Genomic DNA, 25,269 nt, shown 5'->3' with positions numbered 1-25,269 from the left:
GTCAGGCCTTTCGGGAAGTCAGGAAGGTCAAGAGGTTCAGGCGGTCAGGAAGGTCTTGAGTTCGTGGACGAGCTTGGTGATGTGACCGGAGATCACCGGGGTGCCGAGGTCCTTGAACCGTTCGCGGAACCACGGGTTGACGCTGCCGCGCCCGGAGCTGGTGACCGAGCCGACCGGGATGAACTTCGCGCCGGACCGGTGGATGGCGGCCATGCTCTCGAACAGCTGCTCCACCCTGGTCTCGTAGAAGTCCGAGATCCAGACGACGACGGTGTCACGCGGCTCGGCGATCTTCGGCTGGGTCAGCCCCATGGCGACCATGCCGTCGTTGCCGCCGCCGAGATTGGTGCGCAGCAACGTCTCGAAGGGGTCGTGCACCCACGGCGTGAGGTCGAGTGCCTGGGTGTCGTAGGCGATCAGGTGAACGTCCACTTTGGGCAGTCCGGCGAAGATCGAGGCCAGGATGGCGCAGTTGACCATCGAATCGACCATCGAGCCGGACTGGTCGATCACCGCGATCAGCCGCTGCGGCGTGGTCTTGCGCGCGGTGTGCCGGTAGTAGAGGCGGTCGACATAGAGCCGCTCCTCCTCCGGGCTCCAGTTGGTCAGGTTCTGCCAAATGGTGCGGTCGAGGTCGAGGTTGCGGAACACCCGCTTCGGCGGGACCGAGTGGTCCGGCGCGCCGACCGTCGCCTTCTCGACCTGGGTGCGCAGCACCTCGGCGACCTCGTCGACGTACCGGCGGATCAACGACTTCGCGTTGGCCAGCGCCACGCCGGACAGGTTGTCCTTGTCGCGCAACAGCTGCTCGATCAGTGACATGCTCGGGCTGAGCTTCGCGGCGAGCGCGGGGTCGGCGAGCACCTCGCGCAACTGCATGCGCTTGACGAGGTCGGCTTCGATCTCGCCGATCTTCGGCAGCAGCGTGCTGAGGTCCGGCGTCGGATGCCCGGCGGCGGTGCCTTGCGTGCTCGGATTCGGCACGCCCGCCTCGCAGCCGAGCGCACGCTTGAGCCAGGTCGCGTCGGCCTGCCAGCGCGAGAGCTGGCTCGCGGTGACGTTGCCGTTGCCGGTGGCGAAGACGTTGAGCAGCACCTTCGACACCAGCGCGGCACGCCGCACCTCGGCGGCCCGGTCCCGTTCCTCGCCGGGCTCCGGGACCATCAGCCGGTCGAATTCGGCGGCCAGGCCGGGATGCCGCTGCACGATGGAGTCGACGCCGGCGTACGGGTCGAGCACCGCGGTGGGCAGGCCGATGTCCTCGACCACGGCCAGGCTCGCCGATTCGAGCGCGGCCTGCTCGTCGTTGTCGAACAGCCGGGAGAGGAGGCGCCAGTACAGTACCTGGCGGCGGTTGTCGGGTGATTCGCTCATGTCCGCAGCAACTTTCCGGCTCGCTCGCGCAGCACGGCCGCGGCGTCGGTGGCGGCCTTCTCCGCCTTGACGCCGTTCTTGTCGGTCGTGCCACCCGCCCATGCGCCGGCGTGCAGCGCGGTGACCTTCTTGCGTACCAAGGTTTCCACGGCCAGCGGCTGGAGACGGAAGGTGCCGGCGTCCCACCGCAACAGTCCGATGCACGCGCCGGACTTGGCGACCGCCTCCGGCGTCAGCGGACCGGCCGCCGGGATGCGGTCGACGTCCACGGGCAGCCGATGCCCGCCCGCGCTGAACGCCGACTCGTCCTCGATGCCATATCCCTCAAGGAAAACCGGGACGGCGATGCCTGCCGGGTGCCGGTCCAGCGGCGCCGTCGCCGACATGCTCGCGGTGGCCAGAGCGACCCGCGCGGTGGCGAAAGCGTCGGCGGGCCCGCCCAAGCGAGCGTGCTCGTCGTTCCAGAGCAGATCGCCTTCGAGCGTGATCGGCATGTCGGTGAGGTCCATCGATCGGCCCTCGCTGACGGCTTGGAGCAGCGAAAGATGCGGCCGCAGCAGCTGCCAGATCCCGGCGCCGATGATCGTGTCCGGCTTCGGCGCGGAAACGCTCGCCCGCACCACCCGCGGCGTGGAACCGTCAGCAGGCTCGAACACGGCGTGCACCTGAGCCTGCGCGGCGGTCGAATGCTCTTGCAGGTCAACACCCAACGGCAGCAGACGGCCGGTCACGGCGCCCACCGGAGTGGCCCCGCCGGACAACGTCAGCACCATCGCGCGCGACCACAGGTCACCCCAGCGCCGCGCCGGGAACCGGTCGAGCCGCGCACCGGGGCAGGACGCGGCGAGCTCGGCGGCGAACCCGTCGAGCAAGGCGGCCAGCCTGCGCAGGCCCGGTTCCGGGAGCAGCGCCGAAACCACCGGCGCCGCACCGGAAACCAGCTCGTGGTCGATCCCCTGCCACCCGGCGCGCGCCAGATCGGTCAGCCAGGATCGGGCGGCCGCGAGCAGGTTCGGCGACTGGTCGGACGCGGTGACCACGGCGGTCTCGTCGCCGAGCGGCCGCCCGATCGCCTCGGCGACCTTGGCCATCAGCGCGTCGTGCACCGAGCCGACCAACGCCACCCTGGCCGCGGCCAGCGCGAGAAGATGCTCCTCTCCCGCGACCCCGGCGGCGGCTTTTTCGGCCGCCTCGGCGACCCTTCCGGTCAGCGGCGAACCGGCCATCGCGTCGGCCAGCTCGGTCAAGCAGGCGACCTGCGCCGGCTGCGGCCGGAGCAACCCGGCCACCAGCGCACGGTCGACGGCGTCGACCGCGGCGAGCGCCTCGTCGAGCCCCGCGACGGGTTCACTGAACAGATCGGCCAGCATCAGACCACCGTCCTCGTTGGCGGGAACCACTGCATTTCCGGCACCGGCGCGGTCGTCGGAGCCAGTTCCAAATAGGCCAGATGCCGCAGAAACCGGCTGAACACGGCCGCGGCGGCGGCTCTGTCCCCTTGGGACGGACGCGTACTGGTCATCGCCGAGCTGATCGCCTGCGCGGTCAGCTCATCCGGCTCCACCCGCAGATACCGCGCGACCCGCTCGGCGCCGTACTGCAGCACCGCCTCGGTGATCAGCGCGAGAATGTGGTTGCAGAACGAGCCACGAGCGCCACCGCACGGCCGATTGTTGTTGGTACTGCAGGCGAACTCGAACGTCCCGGCTTCGACAGACGAGACGTAGACCCGCCCGATGTCGGACCCGCTGGACACCACACCCTGCACCCGCCCGTCGGCCAGCTCGACGAACGGGACCTTCGCGAGCTTGCGCGGGGACGCGGGCGGCAGCACCCGTGCCAAGCTCGAACTTTCCCAGTCAGACAACGTACTTTCTCCTTGCGGCGACACCTCGGCGGGGACAACACAGAACCTATCGCCACCCACCGACAGTTTTCGTTCGCCGAAGGGGTCGTACGCCGGAGCGCACGTGACAAGGGTCGCCCGTGCAACGCTCTAGGTGACAAGGGGCACCCTTCTCACCCAGAACGGGGCCTGGCGAGCGGGAATCAGGATGGTCACCGCCTCAACCCACTCACGCCTTGGGGTCGTGAGCGTTGCGGACGGTTAGAACCGCCCGCAACGCTCACGAGCGTGGCCCCCTGCGAAAGCCGAGATTGGGGCGTTGGGTGGCCAGGTTCGAGGCTTTCGCGAGCACGCATCCCCCCGCACCGAGGGCGCGGCCGACACGCCGCCTTGGGGTTCCGTCCAATAACCGGCCTAACACTCACGACCATCGCCAGGACCGGAGGTTTCAGGAGGGTTCGGCGAGGGTTTCGCGGGCGACGAGGACGCCGCCGACGAAGGCCACCGGCATCACGATGATCGCCGCGAGCGGGATCGCGCACAGCAGCGAGGCGGGCAGGCCGAGACCGAGCGCGAGCGCCCGGCGTTTGCGCAGCAGGACCGTGCGCTGCTTCAGGCCCATGCCGCGCCGGTAGAACGGGACCGCGATCAGCTCGAGCGCGAGGAACCAGGCGGTCACCAGCGCGAGCAGCACCGGGACCACGGTCTGGCCCACGACCGGGATGAACCCGGCGAGCAGGAGCGGGACGGTGAACAACAGCGAGCGCCCCACCAAGAGGAGGCCGTCGCGCAGGCCCATCCCCAGAAGCCGCCAAAAGGACAGCTCCACGGCGCCGGGCACGCCGCCGAGGTCGTCTTCCACCTTCTCGGCGATGTGCTCGTAGAAGGGCCCGCCGACGGCCAGCGTCAACGCCGAGAAGCCGATCATGCCGATGGCGAGCGCGGCCGCGAAGACCGCGACGCCGACCGTGACCCTGATCGTCGCCTGCCAGCCGGTCAACCAGCTGTCCGCGAACGGGGTGGCCCACGCGGCCAGGTCGTCGATCGAATAGGCCAGCGCGACCAGGCCGCCGAGCAGCAACAGCGTGGTCAGCACCGCGGGCAGCGCGCCGATCAGCAGTAGCCGGGGTGACCGCAGCAGGATGCCCAGGCCTTGCCCGAACATCCGGAGACCCTTGGCGAAGTCGCGCATGCGGCTATTTCTATCTCAGCGCGCCGTCACTCAGCCAACCGCGGTCTCGTGCACGTACGCCCAGCCTTCAGGACGCAGCAGCGCGCTGACCCGGCGTGCCGTGCGGTGCTCCCCCGCCACGTGGGTTTCGAGGAATCGCACCAGCACGGCCTCGCCGAACCGGGAGACGACGGTGACTTCGGTGATCTCGATGCGGAGTCCTGGTTGGACATTGGCCGCGCCCGCCAGCGCGGCCAGCAGCGCTTCGCGATCCAGCACCTCGCCGGAGACGGTGACGAGCGTGAAGTCGGCCGTGTGGGCGGCGCGCGGGTCGGCCAGGACGCTGTCGTCGGCTCGGGAGCCGAGCCAGGTGGCGAGCAGGTCGTGCTGGCGGACCACCTCGGCCGCGATCCGATCATCCATGACCCGAGCTTATGGTCTGGTCGAGCTGCCCGGCAATGGTACTGGTGAGCGGACCATTTCCAGGCCCAGACTGAGCGTATGACACGAGCGATCACCGACCTGGACCGATGGATCCGCGGCGAGTTCACCGAACTCAACACCAAGCTCGAGGAGATCTACTTCGCCGAGAAGACGCTCGTCCTGCGCGGCCGGGCGGAGGTGGACGAGCTGACGGCCACGCTCGTGCGTGACGGCGGTTCGCTCATCGGCGAGATCGCGGCGCGACGTGAGCTGCCGGAGCACGCGGACGCGCGCTACGAGCTGCTCGGCATGATCGGCTTCTATCTCGCCGCCTGCCGCCGCCACGAGGTCGAGCCCGAGCAGGCCGAGTTCGCGCCGCTCGCGCTGGCGCTGGGTGCGTCGCTCGGCGTCGCGCCGCGGTTCGCGGCGTCGCACCAGAACATCGGCAACCGGGCCGTCGGCGGGGCCTTCGCGACCTTCACCACGCTTGAGAGCGAGCGGACTTTCCTGCTGTACAACGGACTTTCCGTGATGGCGTACCGCCGCGCGACGCACGCGCTGCTCAGCGTGCCCGCATTGGGCGTCTCGAATCCGCTGGCGACCTATCACCTCACGGACGCGGTGGCCGCGTTGCGCGACGTACTGCGCTTCAGCCAGGCGCTCGCGAACGAACTCGACAAGGACCGGTTCTTCTACAACATCCGGCCCTACTTCAAGAGTTATCGCGTCGGCTCGCGGGAGTTCCGTGGCGTCAACGCGGGTGACTTCGGCGCGGTCAACGCGGTCGACGTGCTGCTGGGCCTCTGCTCGCCGCACGATCCCTTCTACCAGGAGGTGATCACCGAAAAGTACCCGTACGTCGCACCTGCCGACCAGCCGCTGCTGCGTTCGCTGGCGACCACCGAGTCCTTGTTGGACATGGTCGTGTCCGAGCTCGAAGCAGGTCCGCCATCGGCGCCGCTGCGGGAGAACGCCGAGCTGCTCCTCGACGCCTGCCGCGGGCACGGCGCCGCGACCGTCTTCCACCACAACAAGCTCGTGGCCCCGTTCTTGCGGGAACCCGCGGGCTACGCGCCGCCGTCGGACCAGGCCGACATGACGACCAGCGGATCACCGCTGGACGCCGTGATAGAGGCACTCGCGCGCCTGCGTGACCTGCGTGCGGCGCACGACCGGCCCGGCATCGTGACGGCTAGGCCTGTGCTCGACCGGGTCCGCGCCCTGCTCGGGTCGTGAGTGTTTTCGCCGGTTAGAACCGGCCATACCACTCACGACTCGCCGCCGAAGTCGGTGAACCGGTCCGTTTCGTTCGCGTTGTCGAACTCCGTCTGGGGTAATGTGCCTCAGTCCGACCGGCGAACTTGACCACGTGAGGTGCCATGACTGTCCGGCGGTATCGGGTGGCGATCGGACTGGTCGTGCTCTTGGCGTGCCTGGTGGTCCTCAACGGGTTCGCGTTCTGGGGCGACTACTTCGCCCAGTGGGTCGACGACGTGCTGCAGCTGAGCACCGGGCTGTCGGCGGTGATCTGCGGCTGGGTCGTGGCGCGGCGGGTCCGCGGCACGCAGCGGTGGTGGCGGCTGCTGATCGTGTTCGGCATGGCGGGCTGGTCGGTCGGCCAGTTCATCTGGTCCTGGTATCAGCTGATCGACGGTCGCGGGCTGCCGTCACCGTCCATGGCGGACGTCGGCTACCTGACCTTCCCGGTGTTCGCGATCGCGGCGCTGGTCGTGCTCGCGAGATCGAAGGAGCGGCCGCATTCGGAGCGCCGCCAGCTGTCGCAGTGGACCGCGCATTTCGGGATGACCGTGGTGCTCGACGGGCTCGTGGTGACCGGCTCGATGTTCGTGCTGATCTGGACCGCGGCGCTCGGCCAGCTGGTCCATTCCACCGGGCCCGAGGCACTGGCGTGGGCGGTGGCCATCTCATATCCGCTCTCGGATCTGGTGCTCGTCGTCATGGCGGTGCTGCTCGTGGTGTTCGACCGGGTGGACCGGCCCTACCGCACGAACCTGCTGCTGCTCGCCGCGGGGATCGTCGCGCTGGCCTGTTCCGACGCGGTCTTCGCCTATCTCGTCAGCGTCGGCGCGGAGAGCATGAAACCGTGGTCGGATGCCGGGTTCGTGCTCGGGCCGCTGTTCATCGCGTACGCGGTGCTGGCGTCGCCGGGCCGCCGTCGTACTGAGGACGACGCCGCGACCAGTGTCGACTGGTGGCAGGTCGCGCTCCCCTATCTGCCGGTGACGGCGGTCGCACTGCTGATCACCGGCCAGCTGGTGTTCGGTGACGGGCCGGACGCGGTCGAGGTGTGCGTCGGCTTGCTGATCGTCTTCCTCGTGCTGGCCCGGCAACTGCTCTCGCTGCTTGATAACCGGCTGCTGCTCGTGCGCGTTTACGAAGGCCAGCGTCAGCTCGCGCACCAGGCGTTCCACGACCCGTTGACCGGACTCGCCAACCGGGCGCTGTTCGCCGACCGGCTCGACCGGGCCGTCGCCGACGAGCCCCGTGCCGAGGGCGCGCTGGTGCTGATTTTCGTCGACCTCGACGACTTCAAGGAGGTCAACGACCGGTTCGGGCACGCGGGCGGTGACGTGCTGCTGCACGAGGTCGGGCAGCGGCTGCTCGGCTGCGTCCGGTCGACCGACACGGTCGCCAGGCTCGGCGGCGACGAGTTCGCGATACTGCTCGAAGGCGAGGTCGACGCGCCGGAGGCCGTCGCCGAGCGGATCCAGGGCGCGCTGCGGCGGCCGTTCGCGGTGCACGGGACGCTGGTCGCGGTCCGCGCGAGCATGGGACTGGTCGTGCCGGATCCCAGCGAGCCACTGATCACCTCGGACCTGCTGCTCGGCCGGGCGGACACCTCGATGTACGCGGGCAAGCGGCTCGGCAAGGACACGACCGTCGTCTACCGGCCCTCCGCCGACGGCCCGCCCGACTTCCCGTCCGCGCTGCGGCAGGCGCGCGGCGGCACCCCGGCGGGCTTCAGCCTCGCGTTCCAGCCGATCGTGCTGCTGGCGGACGAGGCGCCGGTGGCCGTCGAGGCACTCGCCCGCTGGACCGCGCCCGACGGCACCGAGATCGCGCCGGACACCTTCGTCCGCGCCGCCGAGGCCGCCGGGCTCGGCGCCGAACTCGACGCGCTCGTCCTCGACCTCGCCTGCCGCGAGATCACCGCTCTCGAACCCGGCCTGTCGGTGCACGTCAACGTCGGCGCGAGCAGGCTCGGCACGGCTTCGCTGGAGCAGAGCATCCGCGACGCGCTGCACCGCTACCGCCTGCCCGCGTACCGCCTCGTCGTGGAGATCACCGAGACGATCCCGATCCTCGACCTGACCGCGGCCGCCGAGGCGATCCGGCGGCTGCGCGCGCTCGGCGTCCGCGTCGCGCTGGACGACTTCGGTGCGGGTTACAGCTCGTTGACCTGGCTGCACGCGCTGCCGGTCGACCTGATCAAGCTCGACCGGGCGTTGACGACGGGCATCCAGCCCGCGCGCGACGCGGCCTTGTGCCGGTCGCTGGTCGGGCTGTGCGCCGACCTGGAGCTGGCCGTGGTCGCCGAGGGCATCGAGACCGCCGAGCAGGCCGAGCTGATCGCGCGCGCGGGCTGCACGATGGCGCAGGGGTACCGCTTCGGGCGCCCCGCGCCGTTGGCCGACCTGGGGCTTTCGGGCGTCGTTCTCTAGGCCCGGACGCCCGGCGGGAGCACGCCGAAGATGGTCGCCGTCGAGCCGGAGCCGTGCCGGTGGATCGGCCCGCCCGCGAGCACCCAGGCGCCCGTCGTCGGCAGCGCGCGCAGGTTCGCGAGGATCTCCAGGCTGATCCGGTGCCGCTGGTAGACGAGCTGGGACACCGTGTACGTCTCGTCGGTGCCGACGTCAGGGCTGAACGTGTCGGTGCCCGTGCCGCCGCGGCGGCCGAGGCGGCCGGTGTCGATGAGCCACTTGACCGCCGGGATCGAGAAACCGGGCTGGTGAATGCGGTTGTCGGCGTCGAGGTTGGGGAACGCCGGCGTGCCCCACTTGGCGTCCCAGCCGGTCCACAGGATGACCATCGAGTCATTGGGGATGCGGCCGTGCTTGCGTTCCCACGCCTTCAGGTCGTCGATCGTCACCGCGTAGTCGGCGTTGCGCGCGGCCTTGGCGCGGATGTCGATCTTGACGGCGGGCAGGAACAGGTCGGCCGGATCCATCTCGTCCGCGAGCGGCTGGCCGGTGTTGAAGTGGCCTGGCGCGCCCCAGTGCGTCCCTGTGTGCTCGCCTTCGCGGACGAACTGCAGGTAGTAGCCGTTTTCCGGGATCGTGGCGATGGTCTCCAGGGTGAACGCCGGGTCGCCGGGGAACACGTTGGTCGTCGCCGGGTCGTTGACGTGCGAGAGGTTGACCAGGTTCAGCAGGTCGAGCCGGACGGGCGGGACCGCGGCCTCGGCGTTCTCGGTGTTCTCAACGGCCTGGGCGGTGCGCCCGGTCGCGAACGCGCCGAACAACCCCGCCACTCCGGCGGCCAGCACTCTGCGCCTCATCGGCATGCGATCACCTTTCACAACCAGCCCACCGCGCGGCGGACTGGACGGTGATATCACCCGACTGCCCCCTTGCCCAAGGCTTTGCGGGGCATCACACGGCCAGACGCGTCTACTCGGAGTAACGCGCTGGCCCATCTGCGAAGGCGGGTCACCGAGCGGGCACGGGAACCGGTTCGTCCGGGACGTGGCCGAGTTTGACGCGGGCGCCGCCGTCCTCGAAGGTCTCCGCCCAGAACCGGTCGTCCCGCTCGCAAGCACCGCCCACATCGGACGCGATGGTCCGCACGGTGGCCGATTCCGCTTGCGGCGCACCGAAAGTCACGTCGATCGGCGGCAGGTCGGCGCACAGCACGCCGTCCGTGTAGTACCCGATGAACGAACCGGGGTTGTTGTTGAGATCGCCGGACGCCGCGTCGATCTTCCACGCGCCGATCGCGATCGGCTCCCGCGCCGGTTCGGCCGCAGCGTCACGGAACGTGCCACGCCAGGTCGTCTTGCCGTCGACGGGCTCGTCACGGGTGACGGTCAGTTCGTACCGGTGCCCGCGGGCGACCGGCAGCCCGGCGAGTTCGCAGGTCGCGCCCTCCACACCGTCGGTGCCGGTCCGGCAGGTCTCCGGGGCGGCCGGTTCCACGCCGGGGCCGAAGATGGAGAACAGGACGTGCATCGTGCCGTCCGGGTACGGCTGCACCGCCAGGTAGGCCCAGTCGTCACGGGCGAGGAAGCCGAAATGCCTGGCGAACCGGTAGCCGCCTGCCGCCGGGAACTCGGTCAATGTGATCGGCAGCGTCATCGACCGCCAGCCTGCGACCTGCGGGGTCGCAGTACTGACGAGTGAGCTCTGCGTGCCGGCGAGCCCGCCGGGCGTCCCGCGCACCGGCACCGGGATCCGGCCGGGCGGCACCACCGAGGCGGGATCGAGGTTGGCTGCCGTGAGCCCCAGCTCGAGGGTGATCCTGGGCAGCCGCGGCGAGCCAGGCCGCAGGCGCACGGTGACGGTCTCGGTCACGTCCGCGGGGATCTCCTTGATCTCACAGGAGAACTTGCCGCCTTGCAGTGCCAGATCGGCGGTGCACGTCCATCGGTCCGACGTGGCGACCAGCGATCCCAGCTCGCCGCTGAGCGTCCCGGACAGCCGGACGTCGGTGGCGGTCGCGGGCCCATCGTTGCGCAGGCTCAGGTCGACGACGGTGTCCACGCCGGTGCCGTGGACGTCACGCTGCGCGGTGGTCAGCCGCAGGATGGCCGGCCCGTCGGCCTGCGCGGGCGGCGCGACCGTCCACAGCAGACAGGACAGGCCGATGACCACGAGCTTCCTTGCCGACCTGGTCACGGCCGGACCTCCCTCGACGCGGGGCTTTTCGATCAAGCTCGACTATTACCCGCCCATCCCGCCTCCGGCACGACGGGTACGTCGTGTGAGTGACCCACCGGCCGATGGGGCAGACCTTCGTTCCCCTCCGGGTGGGCGCCCGCGCCCACTCTCCCGCGACCGGCGTCCGCCGGTGCATGGTGTTGGGGTGCTGAACATGCTGCGGAGCCCCGCCACGGACACCGTCACCGTCGTGCTGGCCGACGAGCAGCCGGTGGTCCGCGGTGGCCTGCGCGCGCTGCTGTCGGCGATCGACGGCGTCGCCGTCGCTGGCGAAGCGGGCACGGCGCAGCAGGCGCTGCGGGAAACGCTCTTGCACCGCCCCGATGTCCTGGTGCTGGACCTGCGGTTCGGGATCGGCGTGGTGCGCGAGGTGCTGCGCCGGTCGCCGGGCACGGCGGTGCTCGTGTTCACCACGATCGACGACGACGAGTCGATCTTCGCCGCGTTGAGCGCCGGCGTCCGCGGCTATCTGTTCAAGGGCGCCGAACCGGAGGATCTCGCGCAGGCGGTGCGCGGGGTTTCCGCTGGCGCGGCGGTCCTGTCGCCCGCGATCGCCGCACGGGTCGGCGAACTGCTGTCCCGCCGGCTCGGCGCACCGGCGGTGCCGGGGTTGACGGCGAGGGAGCACGAGGTGCTGACGCTGATGGCCGTCGGGCTGCGGAACTCCGAGATCGCGTTGCGGTTGCGGCTCGCGTCGAAGACGGTCAGCAACCACATCTCGGCCATTTTCGCCAAGCTGGGCGTGAAAGACCGCACGGCGGCGGTCATCGTCGCACGCGAAGCCGGCCTGGGCAGAGGTCAGCTCGCCTCGGTGAGATAGCGGGCCTGCGCCGGGGTCACGACCTCCGGCCGCACCGGGGTTTCGTCGCGCAGGTGGTCGCTCAGCGCCCGGTGGGTCATCGGGAGGGTGCCCGAGATGACGGCGAGCTTGGCCTTCGGCGGACCGGCCGCCAGCATCGCGAGGCGACCGGCCGGGCGGACGGCCAGGTCGACGACGCCGAACTGGTCGAAGCCGCCGAGTTCGCGCATCCACTTCGGCAGGCTGGCGATCGTGAGCGGGGCCATCAGCCTGCTCATCGCCCACAGCCGCAGCTTGCCCTGCGCACGCGGGGTGCGCAGCAGATAGTGCATTCCCTCGCGGGCGCGCTCGGTCACGCACAGCGTCGGGCGGACGGCGGCGAAGTACTCACGCACCTCTTCCCGTGAGGTCGGCACGTCCGACGGCTTGCAGGTCTGGAGTTCCGCGGCGAGGACGCAGTCCGCCCAATACCGCGCCTCCTCCGCCGGGGACAACGGGCCGGGCCCGTACAGCTCATAGCACTTGAGTACCGAATGCCAGCCGGTGACGTGGATCCACAGCTGGGACTTCGGGTTGTTGGCGCTGTAGCGCTTGCCGGTGATCGGCTCGATGCCGGTCGCCTCGGCGTGCACCTTCATCAGGTGCTCGGACAGCGCCAGCGCGGTCGGGCTGTCGGCCACCGCGACGGTCAGGAAGTAGGCCAGCGTGCGGTCGAGCCGCCCGACCGGATCGGTGTAGATCCCGCGCAGGTCGGCGACGGCGGCGGTCAGGAACGGGTCGAAATGCTCGAGCACCACCGACCGCTGGAAGCCGACCAGTGCGGTGGGCGCCGTCCACACCTTCCAGGTCGGCGAGTCCGGTCCGAAGAAGCCATAGTCCTGGCGCGTCATCGCGTCTCCTCTGATTACTACGGTTGAGTAGTAATATGCTACGCTAGAGTAGCTTTGTCCAGAGGGAGGCGGAATTGGCCGGCAAACGGCGTACCTATGCGGCGAGGGTGCCCGCCGAGCAACGGCGGACCGAGCTGCTCGACGCGGCGCTGGCATTGGTGGTCACCGCCGGGCACAGCGCCGTGACGATGGAGGCCGTCGCCGAGCGCGCCGGTGTCACAAAACCGGTCGTATACGGCGTTTTCGACAATCGGGCCGCGCTGCTGAGCGCGTTGTTGCGCCGAGAGCAGGAACAGGCATTGCGCCAAGTGCTCGAAATAATGCCGGACGATCTCACCGCGCCGGGCCTGTTACCTCAGTTGCTGCGCGATTTTCTCGACGTGGTCGCGAAATCCCCTGACCGCTGGCGTTGTGTCGTCATGCCGATGCCGGACCTGCCCGCACAGTTCCACGCCGCGCGCGAGTCCGCCCGCGCGCTCACCCTCGCGCGCGCGGAGGACTTCGCGCGCGCGACGTTGCACTGGCTCGATCCCGAAATCGCCGCGCACACGATGGTCACCCTCGCCGAAATGGCCGCCAGGCTCGTCCTCACCGATCCAGCGCGCTTCCAGCCGGACCGGTTCGTCGACGCGCTGTCCGCGCTGACCGATTCGCGAGTCCACTGAGGACGGTGCGCCGCCGGAACAATACTCATGGCGGGTTGTTGGGCCCCCTCGCAAAGGGGACGCTGTCCGTGGCTCCGAGTCGCGGGGCCCAGAAAGGACAACCCCATGAGATCGAGGGTACTTTCTGCTGCGCTCACACTGGCCATGAGCCTGGTGGGAGTCGCGGCCTTCACGTCATCGGCCCACGCCGCCGCCTGCGGCGACCAGCTCGTCGGCAACGGCGGATTCGAAACCGGCACGGCGCCGTGGACGCAGACCACGGGCGTCATCACCGCTGGTACGACCGCCGAGCCCGCCCATGCCGGCACCATGGAAGCGAAACTGGGCGCGCGCGGCACCACGCACACGGACAACCTCGCGCAGACGGTGACCCTGCCGACCGGCTGCTCGTCGGCGACGCTCACTTATTGGGCGCACATCGACACCAAGGAAACGACCAGCAGCACCAAATACGACACTCTGGTCGTTCAGGCCGGATCGGACACGCTGGCCAGTTACTCCAATCTGGACAAAAACACCGGCTATGCGCTGCGCACCGTCGACATGACCCGTTACCTCGGGCAGACGGTGACGGTGAAGGTCACCGGTTCCGAGGATTCCAGCCTGGTGACCAACTTCGTGCTCGACGACTTCTCGTTGACCACCGGCACCGGCACTCCCCCGGACACCGCGCGCACCCCGATCAACCCCGCGTACACGGTGAACCTGACGTCGAACACCGCAGGCGACACCTGGACCGGGCACCAGAGCGCGAGCTTCACCAACGGCTCCGCGACGCCGCTGCCCGAGGTGTACCTGCGGCTGTGGGACAACTACCACGGCAGCTGCCCGACGACGCCGATCACGGTCACGAACGTCACCGGCGGCACCGCGTCCCCGCTCAGCGTCGACTGCACCGCGCTGAAGATCACGCTGCCCGCCCCGTTGGCACAGAACCAATCCGCCTCCATCGGCTTCGACCTGAAGATCGTGGTGCCCAGCGGCGCGGACCGGTTCGGCCACGACGGCGCGTACAACATGATCGGCAACGCCCTGCCGGTGCTCGCGGTCCGCGACGGCGCGGGCTGGCACCTCGATCCCTACACCAACAACGGCGAGTCGTTCTATTCGCTGATCAGCGATTTCGACGTCACGCTCGTGCACCCCACCAGCCTGCTGACCCCGGCGACCGGCACCTCGACCGAGACCACCAGCGGCAGCACGACCACCACCCACGCCACCGCGGCCAAGGTGCGTGACTTCGCCTGGGGCGCGGGACCGTTCGCCAAGATCTCGGGCACGTCGAACAAGGGCTTCAAAGTCAACGTCTACTCGGTGAGCGGCATCTCGTCGGCCAACGCGACGTCCATGCTCAACCTCGCGAAGGACTCGATCGACGTCCACTCGGGACGGTTCGGCGACTACCCGTACTCCGAGCTGGACGTGGTGCTGGACAACAACTTCTGGTTCGGCGGGATGGAGTATCCCGGCTTCGTGATGGACCTCGTGTCGAACGTCGCGCTGCCGCACGAGATCGCGCACCAGTGGTTCTACGGCATCGTGGGCGACGACGAGTACAACTCGCCGTGGCTGGACGAGAGCTTCACCGACTACGCCACCGACCTCTACCGCGGGGTGACCGGCAGCGGCTGCGGCATCACGTGGCAGTCGAGCGCAGAGAAGCTGACCAATTCGATGGCGTACTGGGACGCGCATTCGTCCCGCTATTCCACGGTCGTCTACAACTACGGCAAGTGCACACTGCACGACCTGAGGCGGCTCATCGGTGAAACCGCGATGGCAAACCTGCTCAAGAGCTACGCGCAGTCGCACTGGTACGGCGTCTCGACCACGGCCGAGTTCAAGGCCGCGGCCCAGGCGGCGGCGGGCTCGACCGACCTGACGTCCTTCTGGGCGTCACACCGGGTCGAAGGCTGACCAGCGTCGTGAGTGGTACGGCCGGTTCTAACCGGCCGTACCACTCACGACCACGGTCTTGGCGTGGGTGGCGTAGTGCGCGGTGGCGATCGCGCCGCCCATCGCCAGCACCAGCCCGGCGACGGTGAACGACACGAACCCGTCGCGGATCCGGTCGTCGAGGAACACCAGCCCGATCAGCGAGGACAGCGCGGTGTTCGTGGTGAACATGATCGCGTTGACCGCGGTCGCGCCGCCCTTCTGCAGCGCCATCGCGAACGCCACGGCCGCGCCCAGCCCGTTCAGGATCATCGCCCACACCGACGGCTCGATCAGCAGCAGCCACTTCGCGTCGGGCACGTGCAACGTCCGCGCCGACACCCCGACCACGCTGAACCCGAGCCCGGTCGCGAACGCGAGCACCTGGGCGGCCCACGGCCGGTCGTGCCGCCGCACGTAGTACGCGATCGCGAACACCACGATCGCCATGGCGGGCAGGATCCAGCGCCACTGCGTCGGCAGCACCCGCGCGGGCCCCGGCTGGGCCGACATCCCCAGCAGCACCAGCCCGACCGCGCCGACCCCGAGCGACACCCAGCCCGCCGCCGCCAGCCTGGCGCCCAGGAAGGCCGAGATCACGGCCGTGACCCCGACGCTGAACGCGAGCACGGACTGCACCAGGAACAACGGCAGCCGGTGCAACGCGGCCGCCGCGCAGGCGAACCCCACCAGGTCGACCCCGATGCCGAGGAAGTAGATCGACTGGTTGCGCAGGTTGACCAGGTCCAGCGCCCGGCCCCCGTACGCGCCCGCCCGCCGCACGCCGATCGACTCCAGCACCGAGCCGCTGCCCGACGCGAGCGCCGCCAGCAGCGCGAGGACGTAGCCGAGGATCATGTCCGCAGTCTGTCAAAGCCACCCGAGTGGTGTGTGAAGCGGGCGTGTAGCGGGGTCAGGGGCAGCGTGCGAGCCGGCTCGTCCCGGGATGCAGTCGTGAGCGTTTTCGCCGGTTAGAACCGGCCGTACCACTCACGACCCCCACGCCGAGCAGCCGAACACGCCACCTTTGGGTTCCCGCCCAATAACCCAATGCCGGGTAGTTAAGGCTTGGCTTGCGCTGTCAAGCGACGCGTGAGCACGCGAAATCCGTGCGCTGATTCCGGTTGTCGTGGACGGGGTTGCCTTCGCGTTCACGTCGTCCAAGATCCCTTGTCTCCGGCCGAATCCGTCATGCGCACGCGCCGCGGCCCGGATAGAATCACGCTTCACTCTTCGAGAGCGAGGTCCGCATGCTCGCCATCGCCGCCGCGGTGCTGTTCGGGATCGCGTTGCTGCTCCAGCTGGCCGATCTGGCGTTCGGCCAGGTGATCACCGGTACCACGCTCATCACTGCCGGGCTGCTATGCCTGGCGCTGCATATGGCAGGCGTCGCCACGTCACGTAAATCCTTCAGGCGACGTCGGCGTTGATACCGTCCATAGTGGACTGAAACGAAAACTGTCGGTGCCCGCGGCTAGCTTCGGTGGCATGATCACTCCATTCCGGATCGGGTTTCCCGACGAGCAGCTGACCGACCTCCGCGACCGAGTGCACCGCACCCGCTGGCCCGATGCCGAGCCGGTCGATGACTGGTCGCAAGGTGTTCCCTTGGCGTACCTGCGTGAGCTGTGCGCGTACTGGGCCACCGACTACGACTGGCGGGCGACCGAGCGAAGGCTCAACGCGCTGCCGCACTTCCGCACGGCCATCGACGGCCTCGGTGTCCACTTCATCCACATCCGCTCACCGCACCCGAACGCACTGCCGCTGGTGCTCACCCACGGCTGGCCCGGCTCGGTGTTCGAGTTCGAGAAAGTGATCCCGTCGCTCAGTGATCCACCCGACCCCGCCGACGCGTTCCATGTCGTGTGCCCATCGCTGCCTGGGTACGGCTTCAGCGACCGGCCCGCCGAACCGGGCTGGTCGGTGCAGCGGATCGCCCGCGCCTGGGCGGAACTGATGGCACGCCTGGGTTATCAACGCTACGGCGCGCAGGGCGGCGATTGGGGCACCAGCGTCACCACCAGCCTGGGCCAGCAGGACGGCGCCCATCTCGCGGGGATACATGTGATGCCACCGATCGCCGCGCCCGACCCGGCGACGCTGGACGACTTGACCGAAGCCGAACAACAGGCGCTCGCCGATCTGCGGCACGCGGAACGCCACGAGTCGGGGTACGCCGAGCAGATGACCACCAAGCCGCAGACGATCGGCTACGCGCTGAACGACTCCCCCGCCGGTCTCGCCGCGTGGATCGCCGAGAAGTTCCGGTCGTGGACAGACGGCGAGCTGGACCAGGTGCTCACCAGGGACGAACTGCTCGACGACATCACGCTGTACTGGCTGACCGGCACGGCGACCTCGTCGGCCCGGCTGTACTGGGAGAGTTTCCGCGAGGTCGGCGAGTGGTTCTCGCGGTCCACCACGGACACCGTGGACGTGCCGACCGGCTGTTCGATCTTCCCGAAGGAGATGCCGCGCCCGTCCCGCCGCTGGGCGGCGAAGCGGTACACCGACATCCGCCATTGGGGCGAGCCCGAACGCGGCGGGCACTTCGCCGCGTTCGAGCAGCCCGAGTTGTTCGTCGAGGAGGTGCGTGCCTTCTTCCGGCTCGTCCGCTAGGCCGGAGCGCAGAACGCGACCTCGGGATAGCGCCGGGATGGCTTGTCCAGCAACGGTTCCCGCTCGTGCCGCAGGTGCAGGTCGAAGAACGCCCCGACGTAGGCGCGGGTGATCTCCGACGTGCGGGCGGCGGGCAGTTTCGCGCCGAAGTCGAGGCCGAGCTGCTCGCCCAGCAGGCCGACATCGGTGAACGACGCGTGCACCGGGCCGTCCACCACGAGCCAGCGCTTCCAGCCGGTGAGGTGGCGCCAGTCGCGTTCCCAGGTGATGACCGGGCTCGGCAAGCCCGGCGTGTACTGCGATGCCCTGCCCAGGAACAGGAACGGCCGCGCCAGGCCGCCGTCCGGGACCGGGGTGTTGGTGGTGCCGTCGATGTCGATCCCGGCACGGACCCGGGGGTCGGCGACCATGGTGGTGAGAGCGGCCGAACCACCCGCGGAATGGCCTGCCATCGCGATCCTGGCCGGGTCGGCACTCGGCCACTTCGCGTGCGGGCCGGTCAGTTCGTCGAGCACGAAGGAGGTGTCGGCGGCCCGTCCCGCGTCGAGCTTCGCCCAGAACGCCTCGTCGTGGAGCACCTCGCACGAGGCGCAGGTCACGACCCTGCCGTCGGGGAACTCCGTCGCCGCGTTCTCGTAGGTGTGCCCGATCCCGGCCACCACGTAACCGCGGCTCGCGAGGTCCTCGGCGAGCGAGCTGAGCGTCGCGCGGGGCTTGGTGTAGCCGGGCGAGAGCACGATCAGCGGCATACTGTGCTTACCTCCCAACGGTTTCGCGCCGCCGATGGCGTTGGTCCTGGTTTTGCTCAGCAGGTCGAGCGGCAGGCCGGTGATGCCCGCGTCGGTCAAGAACAGCTCGGACTCGCGGGGCGTCATGTACTGCGCCCGGCGCCCGCCGGAAGGCAGCGCCGGGTACCACAAGGTGACCATGAGTTCCCGCGACCTGGCGGGAACCCAGGGGTCGGAACGGGAGGTGTCCGTCAGGTGCAGCGAGGTGCTGCCGACCGGGAAGTGCCCGGTCGGTGGAGGCAGGTACGGCGTTTGCGCGGCTTCCGCCACCGAGGTGGACGTCACGATGGCCAAAAGTCCCGCCACGGCGGCCAGTACGTGTTTTCGCATGAAGATCTCCCCTGGTCGATGAGGTTTTCGACGCTAGGGGCGGGCTGTCATGGAGCGCGTCGGTCGGCCGGGCCATTTCGGGTACCACGTGCGGCCGGCCGTCATCCTCGCGATGTAGTCCGGCGATGGATGCCCGCGCACCGTCCGCTCCGGAAGAATGGGCCGGGTGATGAACGCGCGGCTACGGGAGTGGGCGACGCCCGCCGGTCGGCCACCGCGGCTGACCTGGCGCGGCCGGCTCTTCGACGTGGCTTTCGCGCTCGCGCTGTCCGTGATGGCGGTGCACTACACGCTCGACAACCTGCTCGGCGTGATCAGCCCGCCCCGGCGGGTGAGCCCGCTCGCGCCGGGGGACTGGGTGCCGCTGATCGCCGTCGGGCTCGCCGGCACGGTGCCGTTGCTGTTCCGACGGCGCTATCCGCTGGCCGTGCTGTGGCTGGTGCTCGCCGCGGTACTGATGACACCGGCGAACACGCCGAGGCTCACCTTCTACGCCGCGGTCGTCGCGGCGTACAGCGCGGCCGCGTACAGCCCGTACCGGATGCCGACGCTGGCGAGCCTCGGGGTGACGGTGTTCGTGGTCGACATGGTCACCGACAACACGCCGCTGCCCACGATCCCCACGGGTTACGTCCCGTTGCTGGTGGTGTTGCTGGCCGTCGGAGCGGCGTACGGCGTGCGTTTGTGGCGTGTCCGCACCGACGAGAGCCGCAGCCGTCTGTCCACAGTGGAACGTGAGCAGGCCGAGGCGGTCCGCCGCGCGGCCGAGCTCGAACGCACCCGCATCGCCCGCGAGCTGCACGACGTGGTGACGCACAACGTCAGCATGATGGTCATCCAGGCAGGCGCGGCCAGGAAGGTCATGGACCGCTCCCCCGACCAGGCTCGTGAGGCGTTGCTCGCGGTCGAAGCGGCGGGCCGGGCGGCAATGTCGGAGCTGCGCCACGTCATGGGCCTGCTCGCCGTGGACGGCGCGGCCGCCGAGCTCGCGCCGCAGCCGGGACTCGACCAGGTGGCGGCGCTGGTGGGGCGGGTGCGCGACACCGGGATGCCGGTCGAGCTGACCGTCGCGGGCGAACCGCGTCCGCTGAGTTCCGGCGTCGGGCTGGCCGCGTACCGGGTGGTCCAGGAGGCGTTGACCAACACGGTCAAGCACGCGACCGGCGCGGCGGCGAGCGTGACCGTCGAGTACGGGGCGGACCGGCTCAAGGTCGAGGTCACCGACACCGGGGGCAAGGCCGCGGCGGCCACGCCCGGAACCGGCCGCGGGCTGGCAGGCTTGCGCGAACGTCTCGCGCTCTACGGCGGGACGCTCCGCAGCGGGCCGGGCGCCCACGACGGCTATCGGGTCACCGCACTGATCCCCTGGGAGGCACCGTGAGTGTGCGTGTGGTGGTCGCCGACGACCAGGCGCTGGTCCGCACCGGCTTCCGGATGATCTTGACCGCCGACGGCATCGACGTGGTCGCCGAGGCGAGCACCGGCGCCGAGGCCGTCGACGCGGTCCACCGCACCCGCCCCGACGTGGTGCTGATGGACATCCGCATGCCCGATCTCGACGGTCTCGAAGCCACCCGCCGCATCCTCACCGGCGGCGAGAACGAACCCCGCGTGCTCATCTTGACCACCTTCGACCTCGACCACTACGTCTACGCCGCGCTGTCCGCGGGCGCCAGCGGCTTCCTGCTCAAGGACGTCACCCCCGAGCACCTCGTCGCCGCCATCCGCCTGGTCCGCTCGGGCGACGCGCTGCTCGCCCCCACCATCACCCGCCGCCTCGTCGAACGCTTCGCCAGCCGCGAGGCGGGCACCGCGACGGTCCACCGCGACCTGGCCACGCTGACGGCACGCGAGCTCGAAGTGCTGCGCCTGCTCGCCCAAGGCCTCAGCAACTCCGAGCTCGCCGCCCGGCTGCACCTTTCCGAAGCCACCGTCAAAACCCACGTCGCACGCATCCTCGCCAAGCTCGGACTCCGCGACCGCGTCCAAGCCGTCGTGGTCGCCTACGAGACCGGGTTGATCCGGCCTGCTGCAAGCCCATGACCTTGCAGCGCTGGGGTCGTGAGTGGTACGGCCGGTTAGAACCCAATGCCGGGTAGTTAAGACTTGGCTTGCGTTGTCAAATCGAAGCGTGGGCACGCGAAACCCGAGTTTGGGCCATCCACTGGCCCAAACTCGGGTTTCGCAACGGTCGAACCACCGTCAACGGCCGAAATATCGTATTTGCCCGCTTTTCGGCTGGAGATGGACGTAGTGAGCGGAGCGCATGCAACGTTGAGCGTTGTGAACGTCCCGTTCACAACGCTCAGCCCGCCTCTGCGGCACCCGCCGAGCGTTGACTTGACCAACCGGCCCGATCCTTAACTACCCGGCATTCGGTTAGAACCGGCCGTACCACTCACGACCCCAGCGCTGCGGACGCGTCCGCGCGAAAGCCTCGATCCCGGACACCCAACGCCCCAAACTCGGCTTTCGCGCGGACCAAGCCCGAAGGCTGGGCTCGGTTGGCATGGCATGGACGGGGCTTTTGTCACGGTCAGGGTGATGAAGGTGGCGTATGCGTGGTGGGCGAGTGGGTTTTGAGGCGGGTTCCCGCTGACCAGGCGAGCACCCCGCTTCAAGTACTCGTGAGTGTTTTGGCCGGTTAGAACCGGCCGTACCACTCACGACCCTGACAGTTCAGTGGGTGCTGTACTGTTCGGCTTGTGCTGAAGTGTGAGACGCGGGGTGATGCGCTGGCCAGGCTCGGCCGTGCGCTGGCCGATCCGACGCGCTGCCGGATCTTGGTCGCGCTGCTCGACGGGACGAGCTATCCCGCCGCATTGGCCGCCGAGCTGGGACTTTCGCGGTCCAATGTGTCCAATCACCTCGCGTGCCTGCGTGGCTGCGGCCTGGTCAGCGCGACCTACGAGGGCCGCCAGGTGCGCTACCGGCTCGCCGACCCGCATCTCGCGAAGGCGCTCAACGAACTCGCGCAGGTCGTGCTCGCTGTCGAAGAACCGTGCCCCGCATGACCTGTGAGAACGGCTGTTGCGCGCCTGCCGTGCTCCCGGAACGCCGTACCGCGCTGACCCGGCGGGTGCGCTGGCTGGTCGCGGCGACGATCACCTACAACGTCGTCGAGGCGGTCGTCGCCATCAGTGCCGGGTCGGCCGCGTCGTCGACGGCGTTGATCGGGTTCGGGCTGGACTCCGTCATCGAGGTCGCCTCGGCGGCCGCGGTCGCGTGGCAGTTCTCCGGTGACCACGAAGCACGCGAACGCACCGCGCTGAAGGTGATCGCGGTGTCGTTCTTCGCGCTGGCCGCCTATGTCGGCTTCGAAGCGGTCCAGGCTCTGATCAAAGCCGAACCCGCCGGGCATTCCACTGTCGGGATCGTGCTGGCCGCGGTTTCGCTGGTGGTCATGCCGGGTCTGTCGTACGCGCAGCGGCGCGCCGGGCGTGAGCTCGGCTCGGCGAGCGCGGTCGCCGATTCCAAGCAAACACTGCTGTGCACGTACCTTTCCGGCGTGCTGCTCGCCGGGCTGGTGCTCAACAGCCTGCTCGGCTGGTGGTGGGCGGACCCGGTGGTCGCGCTCGCGATCGCGGCCGTCGCCGTCAAGGAAGGCCGCGAAGCCTGGCGCGGGCAGCACTGCTGCTGACGATCAGCTCCGATAGCGCGGATTCGTGTTGTGCCACTCGAAACCGCCGCCCATCCAGGCCCGCACGCCGCGCAGGAACCGGTGCAGCTCGGGCGAGGGCACCGCCAGCAGCGCCCGGTGGCCTGCCTCGAAGTCGCGGACGAGCTGGTTGTGCAGGTCGACCGTGATCTCGGTGGCGTCCTCGATCGAGATGTCCTTGTCCGCCGCGATCTGCAGGACCATGTTGCAGACCGGGTTCTCGTCAGCCGCGTCCTTGGCGACCGAGAACAGGTCGTTGACCATCACCGACGCCGTGCCCGCCTGGGTGAGCGCGAGCCGGACGCGCGGGTCGTAGTACAGGTTCGCGGGCAGCTCGAAGCCGCCGACGGCGTCCACCAGCGTCATCGAGGTGTAGAAGCTGTCGTGCTGGCGGGCGGCCAGATACTCCCACGCCGGCGGGTATTCGCCGGTGTAACGCCAAGCCGCGTAAGCGTTCCAGCTGACGAACATCGCGAACGTCGCGTAGCAGATCCGCTGGACCTGCGACGGCGTTCCGTGCTTGGTGAGGTGTTCGACGCCGGACCGCAGGCCGATGAGGATCGGGTCGCCCCGCAGCGCCTTGTCGAGCTCGGCGGTGAACTCGCCTGCGGGCGCGACGGGGTCCATCGCCGCCATGACCAGCGCGAGGCGGGGTGGGAGGCGGGTGGGCACGGCGCCCATCTCGCTGTCGTCGGCGTAGTAGTCGTCCGCCGCCCACCAGGCGGCGTTGAGCTGGGCCGCGATGAGCAGCCGGTCGGGATCGTCGCAGTCCGCGTGCGCGAGCATGACCAGCCTGCCGAAGCCGGCCTTGAGCATTTTTTCCTGGTCCTCTTCGGAAAAACCGCAGTCGCCCGCCCATTCGACCAGCCGTGCGTCGACCTCGGCGGCGAGCGCTTCGTCGTTCCGCTCGAGCACGGGCACGTAGAGCGCCGACGCCTTGCCGTCGCCCCAGGCGACCTCCGCGTAGGCCGGGTCGGGTCCGAACTGGGTCGTCAGCCTGGCGGCCGACGTGCCCAGTCCGGACGGTCCCGCGAGCGCCGAGGCCGTCACCGCCGGAACAGTCCGCAATGGACAGCCGCGGACCTGCGGCGACACCGCGGGCGCGAGTTCCTCTGGTGCGGTAACGGTCTCGGTCATCATGCTCCCGTCTTCTCGGTCGGACTGGCTAGACGCGGTCGGCGGCGATCAGCAGGTAGTGGAAGCTGCCCTCGCGGTACGCGGTGAGGAACGGCCCCTCGATCCCGGTGGCGACCGACGACTTCTCCCGCAGTTCCCAGTACGGGATCGTCGCGGCGGTCAGGTCGACCACGTTGATCGGGACGAAGCCGTTCGCCGCCAAGGCCTTAAAGTACTCGCCCCTCGAGTGGATATTGCAAATGTAGTGCTGATCGATCTGACTGACCGCGCGTGACCGGCCACCGGTCACGTCGTTGTAGCACCCGGTGATCGTCACGTACCGGCCACCGGGAGCGATCTGCCGCGCGTGCTCGGCGAACAATTCGTAAAGATCGACATACATGGTGCTCTCGTTGTTCCACGCACCACGCATCGCCCCCGTTTCGAAACCGGTGTCGAGCATATTGGTCAAGTGATACTTCACTTTGTGGTCGACGCCACGCTCACGCGCCCTGGCATTCGCGAATTCGACCTGCTGTTCGGAGATCGAAACCCCGTCCACCTGACAGCCGAAGCGGTGGTTCGCCATGATGCTGGTGCCGCCCCTGCCGCACCCGGCGTCGAGTAGTCGGTCACCGGGCATGATGTCACCCAGATGGTCCAGCAGCACGTCGGCCTGCGCGGTCTCCAGCCGGTGCATCTCCGCGATGATGGCCTCATCGCGCCGTTCCGCGGGCACCTCCAGCACTGCCGGGTCGTAGTCACCGATGCCGTAGTGGTGGTGGTAAAGACCATCGACGTCACCCAAACGCAGGTTGACCGGATCTTTCTCAGTGTTCCAATACTCCGCTACCGAACGCTGGTAGTCGGTACGCAGCACCGGACGACCCGCAGTCCCGTGAACGATGGCCATTCAAGCTCCCTCGGATGAAAAATAGACACAATTGTCCCGCATAACCGCGGCCGTTTTCCCCGGCCCCGAGCACAAACGAAGCTAGCATCCGGACCCGCGACCGTACAGTCACCGAATGAGTGCCGGGAAAAGCGCCTTAAAATGGGCAATCAATGCCGCGAACTGTTCATTTGCAGCAATTGGTCACTCACCACGGTGACGGAGCAGCACCGCGGGTGAGCACATCGGCGGCGCACTACTCCAAGCGAGTCAAACGCCCGGACTAATCGCGGAAGTCGTCGGGCGTCAGCCGGTCGAGCAGCTCCCGGAAGTGCTCGACCTTTTTGTCCTCTTCGGCCGCGTCCCCGGTGTCTTCGGCGTCGGCGCCGTCGAACACGACCGACTCCAGCGCCGCCACGTCGAGCACCGCTTCGGCCGCGTGCAACGGGACACCGGCGCGCAGGCCGAGCGCGATCGCGTCGCTGGGCCGCGCGGAGACGCGCAGTTCACCGTCCAGCACCAGTTCGGCGTAGAAGATCCCGTCAGTCAGCGCCGTCACCTCGACCGCGCGCAGCCCGCTGCCCAGCGCCTCGATGATGTGGCCGAGCAGCTCGATCGTGCCCGGCCGCGCGCTCGGCTCGCCGGTGTGCGCCGTGAGCAGTGCCGACGCCTCGGCCTCGCCGATCGTGATCGCCAGCCAACGGCGTTCGCCGACGCTTTCGCGCAGCAGCAACACCGGCGCCGCCATCGGCGGCAGTACGGCCAGCCCTCGGACATCCACCGGCACCATGGTCGATCACCGCTTCCCCGATCGGAACGACTCGGGTACCCACTCCGGCGGAAAGCAATCCCTGTGGCCCCGC

The 25,269-nt window shown here is 69.1% G+C and carries 24 protein-coding genes; 11 read left to right on the top strand and 13 right to left on the bottom strand.

Annotated elements, in window-relative coordinates; translation table 11 throughout:
- Positions 1-36 precede the first annotated feature (36 nt).
- The 5 genes from AB5J62_RS14730 to AB5J62_RS14710 all read right to left on the bottom strand — a co-directional run bounded on the left by AB5J62_RS14730 (position 37) and on the right by AB5J62_RS14710 (position 4,814).
- Positions 37-1,374, bottom strand: a complete 1,338-nt coding sequence (locus tag AB5J62_RS14730; RefSeq protein WP_370948764.1) for a VWA domain-containing protein — start codon at positions 1,372-1,374, stop codon at positions 37-39.
- Positions 1,371-2,744 carry a hypothetical protein gene (locus AB5J62_RS14725; protein ID WP_370948763.1) on the bottom strand — a complete coding sequence of 458 codons (1,374 nt, stop codon included), beginning with the start codon at positions 2,742-2,744 and terminating at the stop codon, positions 1,371-1,373. Before AB5J62_RS14725 ends, AB5J62_RS14730 begins: the two co-directional genes overlap by 4 nt.
- Positions 2,744-3,241: a hypothetical protein gene (locus tag AB5J62_RS14720; RefSeq protein ID WP_370948762.1), complete on the bottom strand. Its 498-nt coding sequence runs from the start codon at positions 3,239-3,241 to the stop codon at positions 2,744-2,746. The genes AB5J62_RS14725 and AB5J62_RS14720 overlap by 1 nt, the downstream gene beginning before the upstream one ends.
- Before the next feature lie 427 nt (positions 3,242-3,668).
- Complete coding sequence (locus tag AB5J62_RS14715; RefSeq protein ID WP_370948761.1) at positions 3,669-4,412, bottom strand: EI24 domain-containing protein; 744 nt, start codon at positions 4,410-4,412, stop codon at positions 3,669-3,671.
- A 30-nt stretch (positions 4,413-4,442) separates the two neighbouring features.
- A complete protein-coding gene (locus AB5J62_RS14710) occupies positions 4,443-4,814 on the bottom strand; it encodes a hypothetical protein (protein WP_370948760.1) in 372 nt (123 codons plus the stop codon).
- A gap of 78 nt (positions 4,815-4,892) precedes the next feature.
- On the opposite strand from AB5J62_RS14710, the gene AB5J62_RS14705 reads away from it, so the two are divergent.
- Together AB5J62_RS14705 and AB5J62_RS14700 are read left to right on the top strand one after the other, a co-directional pair.
- Positions 4,893-6,050 carry a monodechloroaminopyrrolnitrin synthase PrnB family protein gene (locus AB5J62_RS14705; RefSeq protein ID WP_370948759.1) on the top strand — a complete coding sequence of 386 codons (1,158 nt, stop codon included), beginning with the start codon at positions 4,893-4,895 and terminating at the stop codon, positions 6,048-6,050.
- A 143-nt stretch (positions 6,051-6,193) separates the two neighbouring features.
- The gene (locus tag AB5J62_RS14700) at positions 6,194-8,497 is read left to right on the top strand and encodes a putative bifunctional diguanylate cyclase/phosphodiesterase (RefSeq protein WP_370948758.1); all 2,304 of its coding nucleotides are present in this window, start codon (positions 6,194-6,196) and stop codon (positions 8,495-8,497) included.
- Here the strand turns inward: AB5J62_RS14700 and AB5J62_RS14695 are convergent.
- Together AB5J62_RS14695 and AB5J62_RS14690 are read right to left on the bottom strand one after the other, a co-directional pair.
- Positions 8,494-9,339, bottom strand: coding sequence for a cyclase family protein (locus AB5J62_RS14695; RefSeq protein WP_370948757.1), 846 nt, complete (start codon positions 9,337-9,339; stop codon positions 8,494-8,496). The two genes, AB5J62_RS14700 and AB5J62_RS14695, sit on opposite strands and share 4 nt — an antisense overlap.
- A 145-nt stretch (positions 9,340-9,484) precedes the next feature.
- On the bottom strand, positions 9,485-10,669 hold the full coding sequence (locus tag AB5J62_RS14690) for a hypothetical protein (protein ID WP_370948756.1): 1,185 nt from the start codon (positions 10,667-10,669) through the stop codon (positions 9,485-9,487).
- 196 nt (positions 10,670-10,865) lie between these two features.
- Here AB5J62_RS14690 and AB5J62_RS14685 point away from each other — a divergent pair, with 196 nt between their 5' ends.
- On the top strand, positions 10,866-11,531 hold the full coding sequence (locus AB5J62_RS14685; protein WP_370948755.1) for a LuxR C-terminal-related transcriptional regulator: 666 nt from the start codon (positions 10,866-10,868) through the stop codon (positions 11,529-11,531).
- Here AB5J62_RS14685 and AB5J62_RS14680 read toward each other — a convergent pair.
- Entirely contained in the window at positions 11,510-12,400 is an 891-nt protein-coding gene (locus tag AB5J62_RS14680) for an oxygenase MpaB family protein (RefSeq protein WP_370948754.1), read from the bottom strand. The two genes, AB5J62_RS14685 and AB5J62_RS14680, sit on opposite strands and share 22 nt — an antisense overlap.
- A gap of 74 nt (positions 12,401-12,474) precedes the next feature.
- Between AB5J62_RS14680 and AB5J62_RS14675 the strand changes: the two genes are divergently transcribed.
- Both AB5J62_RS14675 and AB5J62_RS14670 read left to right on the top strand, forming a co-directional pair.
- Complete coding sequence (locus tag AB5J62_RS14675; RefSeq protein WP_370948753.1) at positions 12,475-13,065, top strand: TetR/AcrR family transcriptional regulator; 591 nt, start codon at positions 12,475-12,477, stop codon at positions 13,063-13,065.
- Between the two features lie 105 nt (positions 13,066-13,170).
- Positions 13,171-14,982 carry a M1 family aminopeptidase gene (locus AB5J62_RS14670; protein ID WP_370948752.1) on the top strand — a complete coding sequence of 604 codons (1,812 nt, stop codon included), beginning with the start codon at positions 13,171-13,173 and terminating at the stop codon, positions 14,980-14,982.
- A 27-nt stretch (positions 14,983-15,009) separates the two neighbouring features.
- Here AB5J62_RS14670 and AB5J62_RS14665 read toward each other — a convergent pair whose 3' ends face one another.
- Positions 15,010-15,858, bottom strand: a complete 849-nt coding sequence (locus AB5J62_RS14665) for a hypothetical protein (protein ID WP_370948751.1) — start codon at positions 15,856-15,858, stop codon at positions 15,010-15,012.
- 392 nt (positions 15,859-16,250) lie between these two features.
- Between AB5J62_RS14665 and AB5J62_RS14660 the strand changes: the two genes are divergently transcribed.
- Positions 16,251-16,430 carry a hypothetical protein gene (locus AB5J62_RS14660; protein ID WP_370948750.1) on the top strand — a complete coding sequence of 60 codons (180 nt, stop codon included), beginning with the start codon at positions 16,251-16,253 and terminating at the stop codon, positions 16,428-16,430.
- A 58-nt stretch (positions 16,431-16,488) separates the two neighbouring features.
- A complete protein-coding gene (locus tag AB5J62_RS14655; RefSeq protein WP_370948749.1) occupies positions 16,489-17,622 on the top strand; it encodes an epoxide hydrolase family protein in 1,134 nt (377 codons plus the stop codon).
- On the opposite strand, the gene AB5J62_RS14650 is transcribed toward AB5J62_RS14655, so the two are convergent.
- Positions 17,619-18,740, bottom strand: a complete 1,122-nt coding sequence (locus AB5J62_RS14650; protein WP_370948748.1) for an alpha/beta hydrolase family protein — start codon at positions 18,738-18,740, stop codon at positions 17,619-17,621. The genes AB5J62_RS14655 and AB5J62_RS14650 overlap by 4 nt on opposite strands.
- Positions 18,741-18,909: 169 nt before the next feature.
- Here AB5J62_RS14650 and AB5J62_RS14645 point away from each other — a divergent pair, with 169 nt between their 5' ends.
- From AB5J62_RS14645 to AB5J62_RS14630, 4 genes are all read left to right on the top strand, one after another.
- Positions 18,910-20,121 (top strand): sensor histidine kinase, encoded by a 1,212-nt coding sequence (locus tag AB5J62_RS14645; protein ID WP_370950263.1) that lies wholly within the window; start codon positions 18,910-18,912, stop codon positions 20,119-20,121.
- Positions 20,118-20,783, top strand: coding sequence for a response regulator (locus AB5J62_RS14640; RefSeq protein WP_370948747.1), 666 nt, complete (start codon positions 20,118-20,120; stop codon positions 20,781-20,783). The genes AB5J62_RS14645 and AB5J62_RS14640 overlap by 4 nt, the downstream gene beginning before the upstream one ends.
- Positions 20,784-21,445: 662 nt before the next feature.
- The gene (locus AB5J62_RS14635) at positions 21,446-21,754 is read left to right on the top strand and encodes an ArsR/SmtB family transcription factor (RefSeq protein WP_370948746.1); all 309 of its coding nucleotides are present in this window, start codon (positions 21,446-21,448) and stop codon (positions 21,752-21,754) included.
- Complete coding sequence (locus AB5J62_RS14630) at positions 21,751-22,380, top strand: cation transporter (protein ID WP_370948745.1); 630 nt, start codon at positions 21,751-21,753, stop codon at positions 22,378-22,380. Before AB5J62_RS14635 ends, AB5J62_RS14630 begins: the two co-directional genes overlap by 4 nt.
- Positions 22,381-22,383: 3 nt before the next feature.
- Here the strand turns inward: AB5J62_RS14630 and AB5J62_RS14625 are convergent, their stop codons facing one another.
- The 3 genes from AB5J62_RS14625 to AB5J62_RS14615 all read right to left on the bottom strand — a co-directional run bounded on the left by AB5J62_RS14625 (position 22,384) and on the right by AB5J62_RS14615 (position 25,196).
- On the bottom strand, positions 22,384-23,535 hold the full coding sequence (locus AB5J62_RS14625; RefSeq protein ID WP_370948744.1) for a family 2 encapsulin nanocompartment cargo protein terpene cyclase: 1,152 nt from the start codon (positions 23,533-23,535) through the stop codon (positions 22,384-22,386).
- Between the two features lie 28 nt (positions 23,536-23,563).
- Positions 23,564-24,427, bottom strand: a complete 864-nt coding sequence (locus AB5J62_RS14620; RefSeq protein ID WP_370948743.1) for a geranyl diphosphate 2-C-methyltransferase — start codon at positions 24,425-24,427, stop codon at positions 23,564-23,566.
- Positions 24,428-24,689: 262 nt separating this feature from the next.
- Positions 24,690-25,196: a bifunctional nuclease family protein gene (locus AB5J62_RS14615; protein WP_370948742.1), complete on the bottom strand. Its 507-nt coding sequence runs from the start codon at positions 25,194-25,196 to the stop codon at positions 24,690-24,692.
- Between the last annotated feature and the right edge of the window lie 73 nt (positions 25,197-25,269).

The organism is Amycolatopsis sp. cg5 (genome assembly GCF_041346955.1).
In the GTDB taxonomy this organism is placed as follows: Bacteria; Actinomycetota; Actinomycetes; order Mycobacteriales; family Pseudonocardiaceae; genus Amycolatopsis.
Note: the sequence above shows the minus strand (reverse complement) of the source record. Positions and strands in the feature narration are given on the sequence as shown.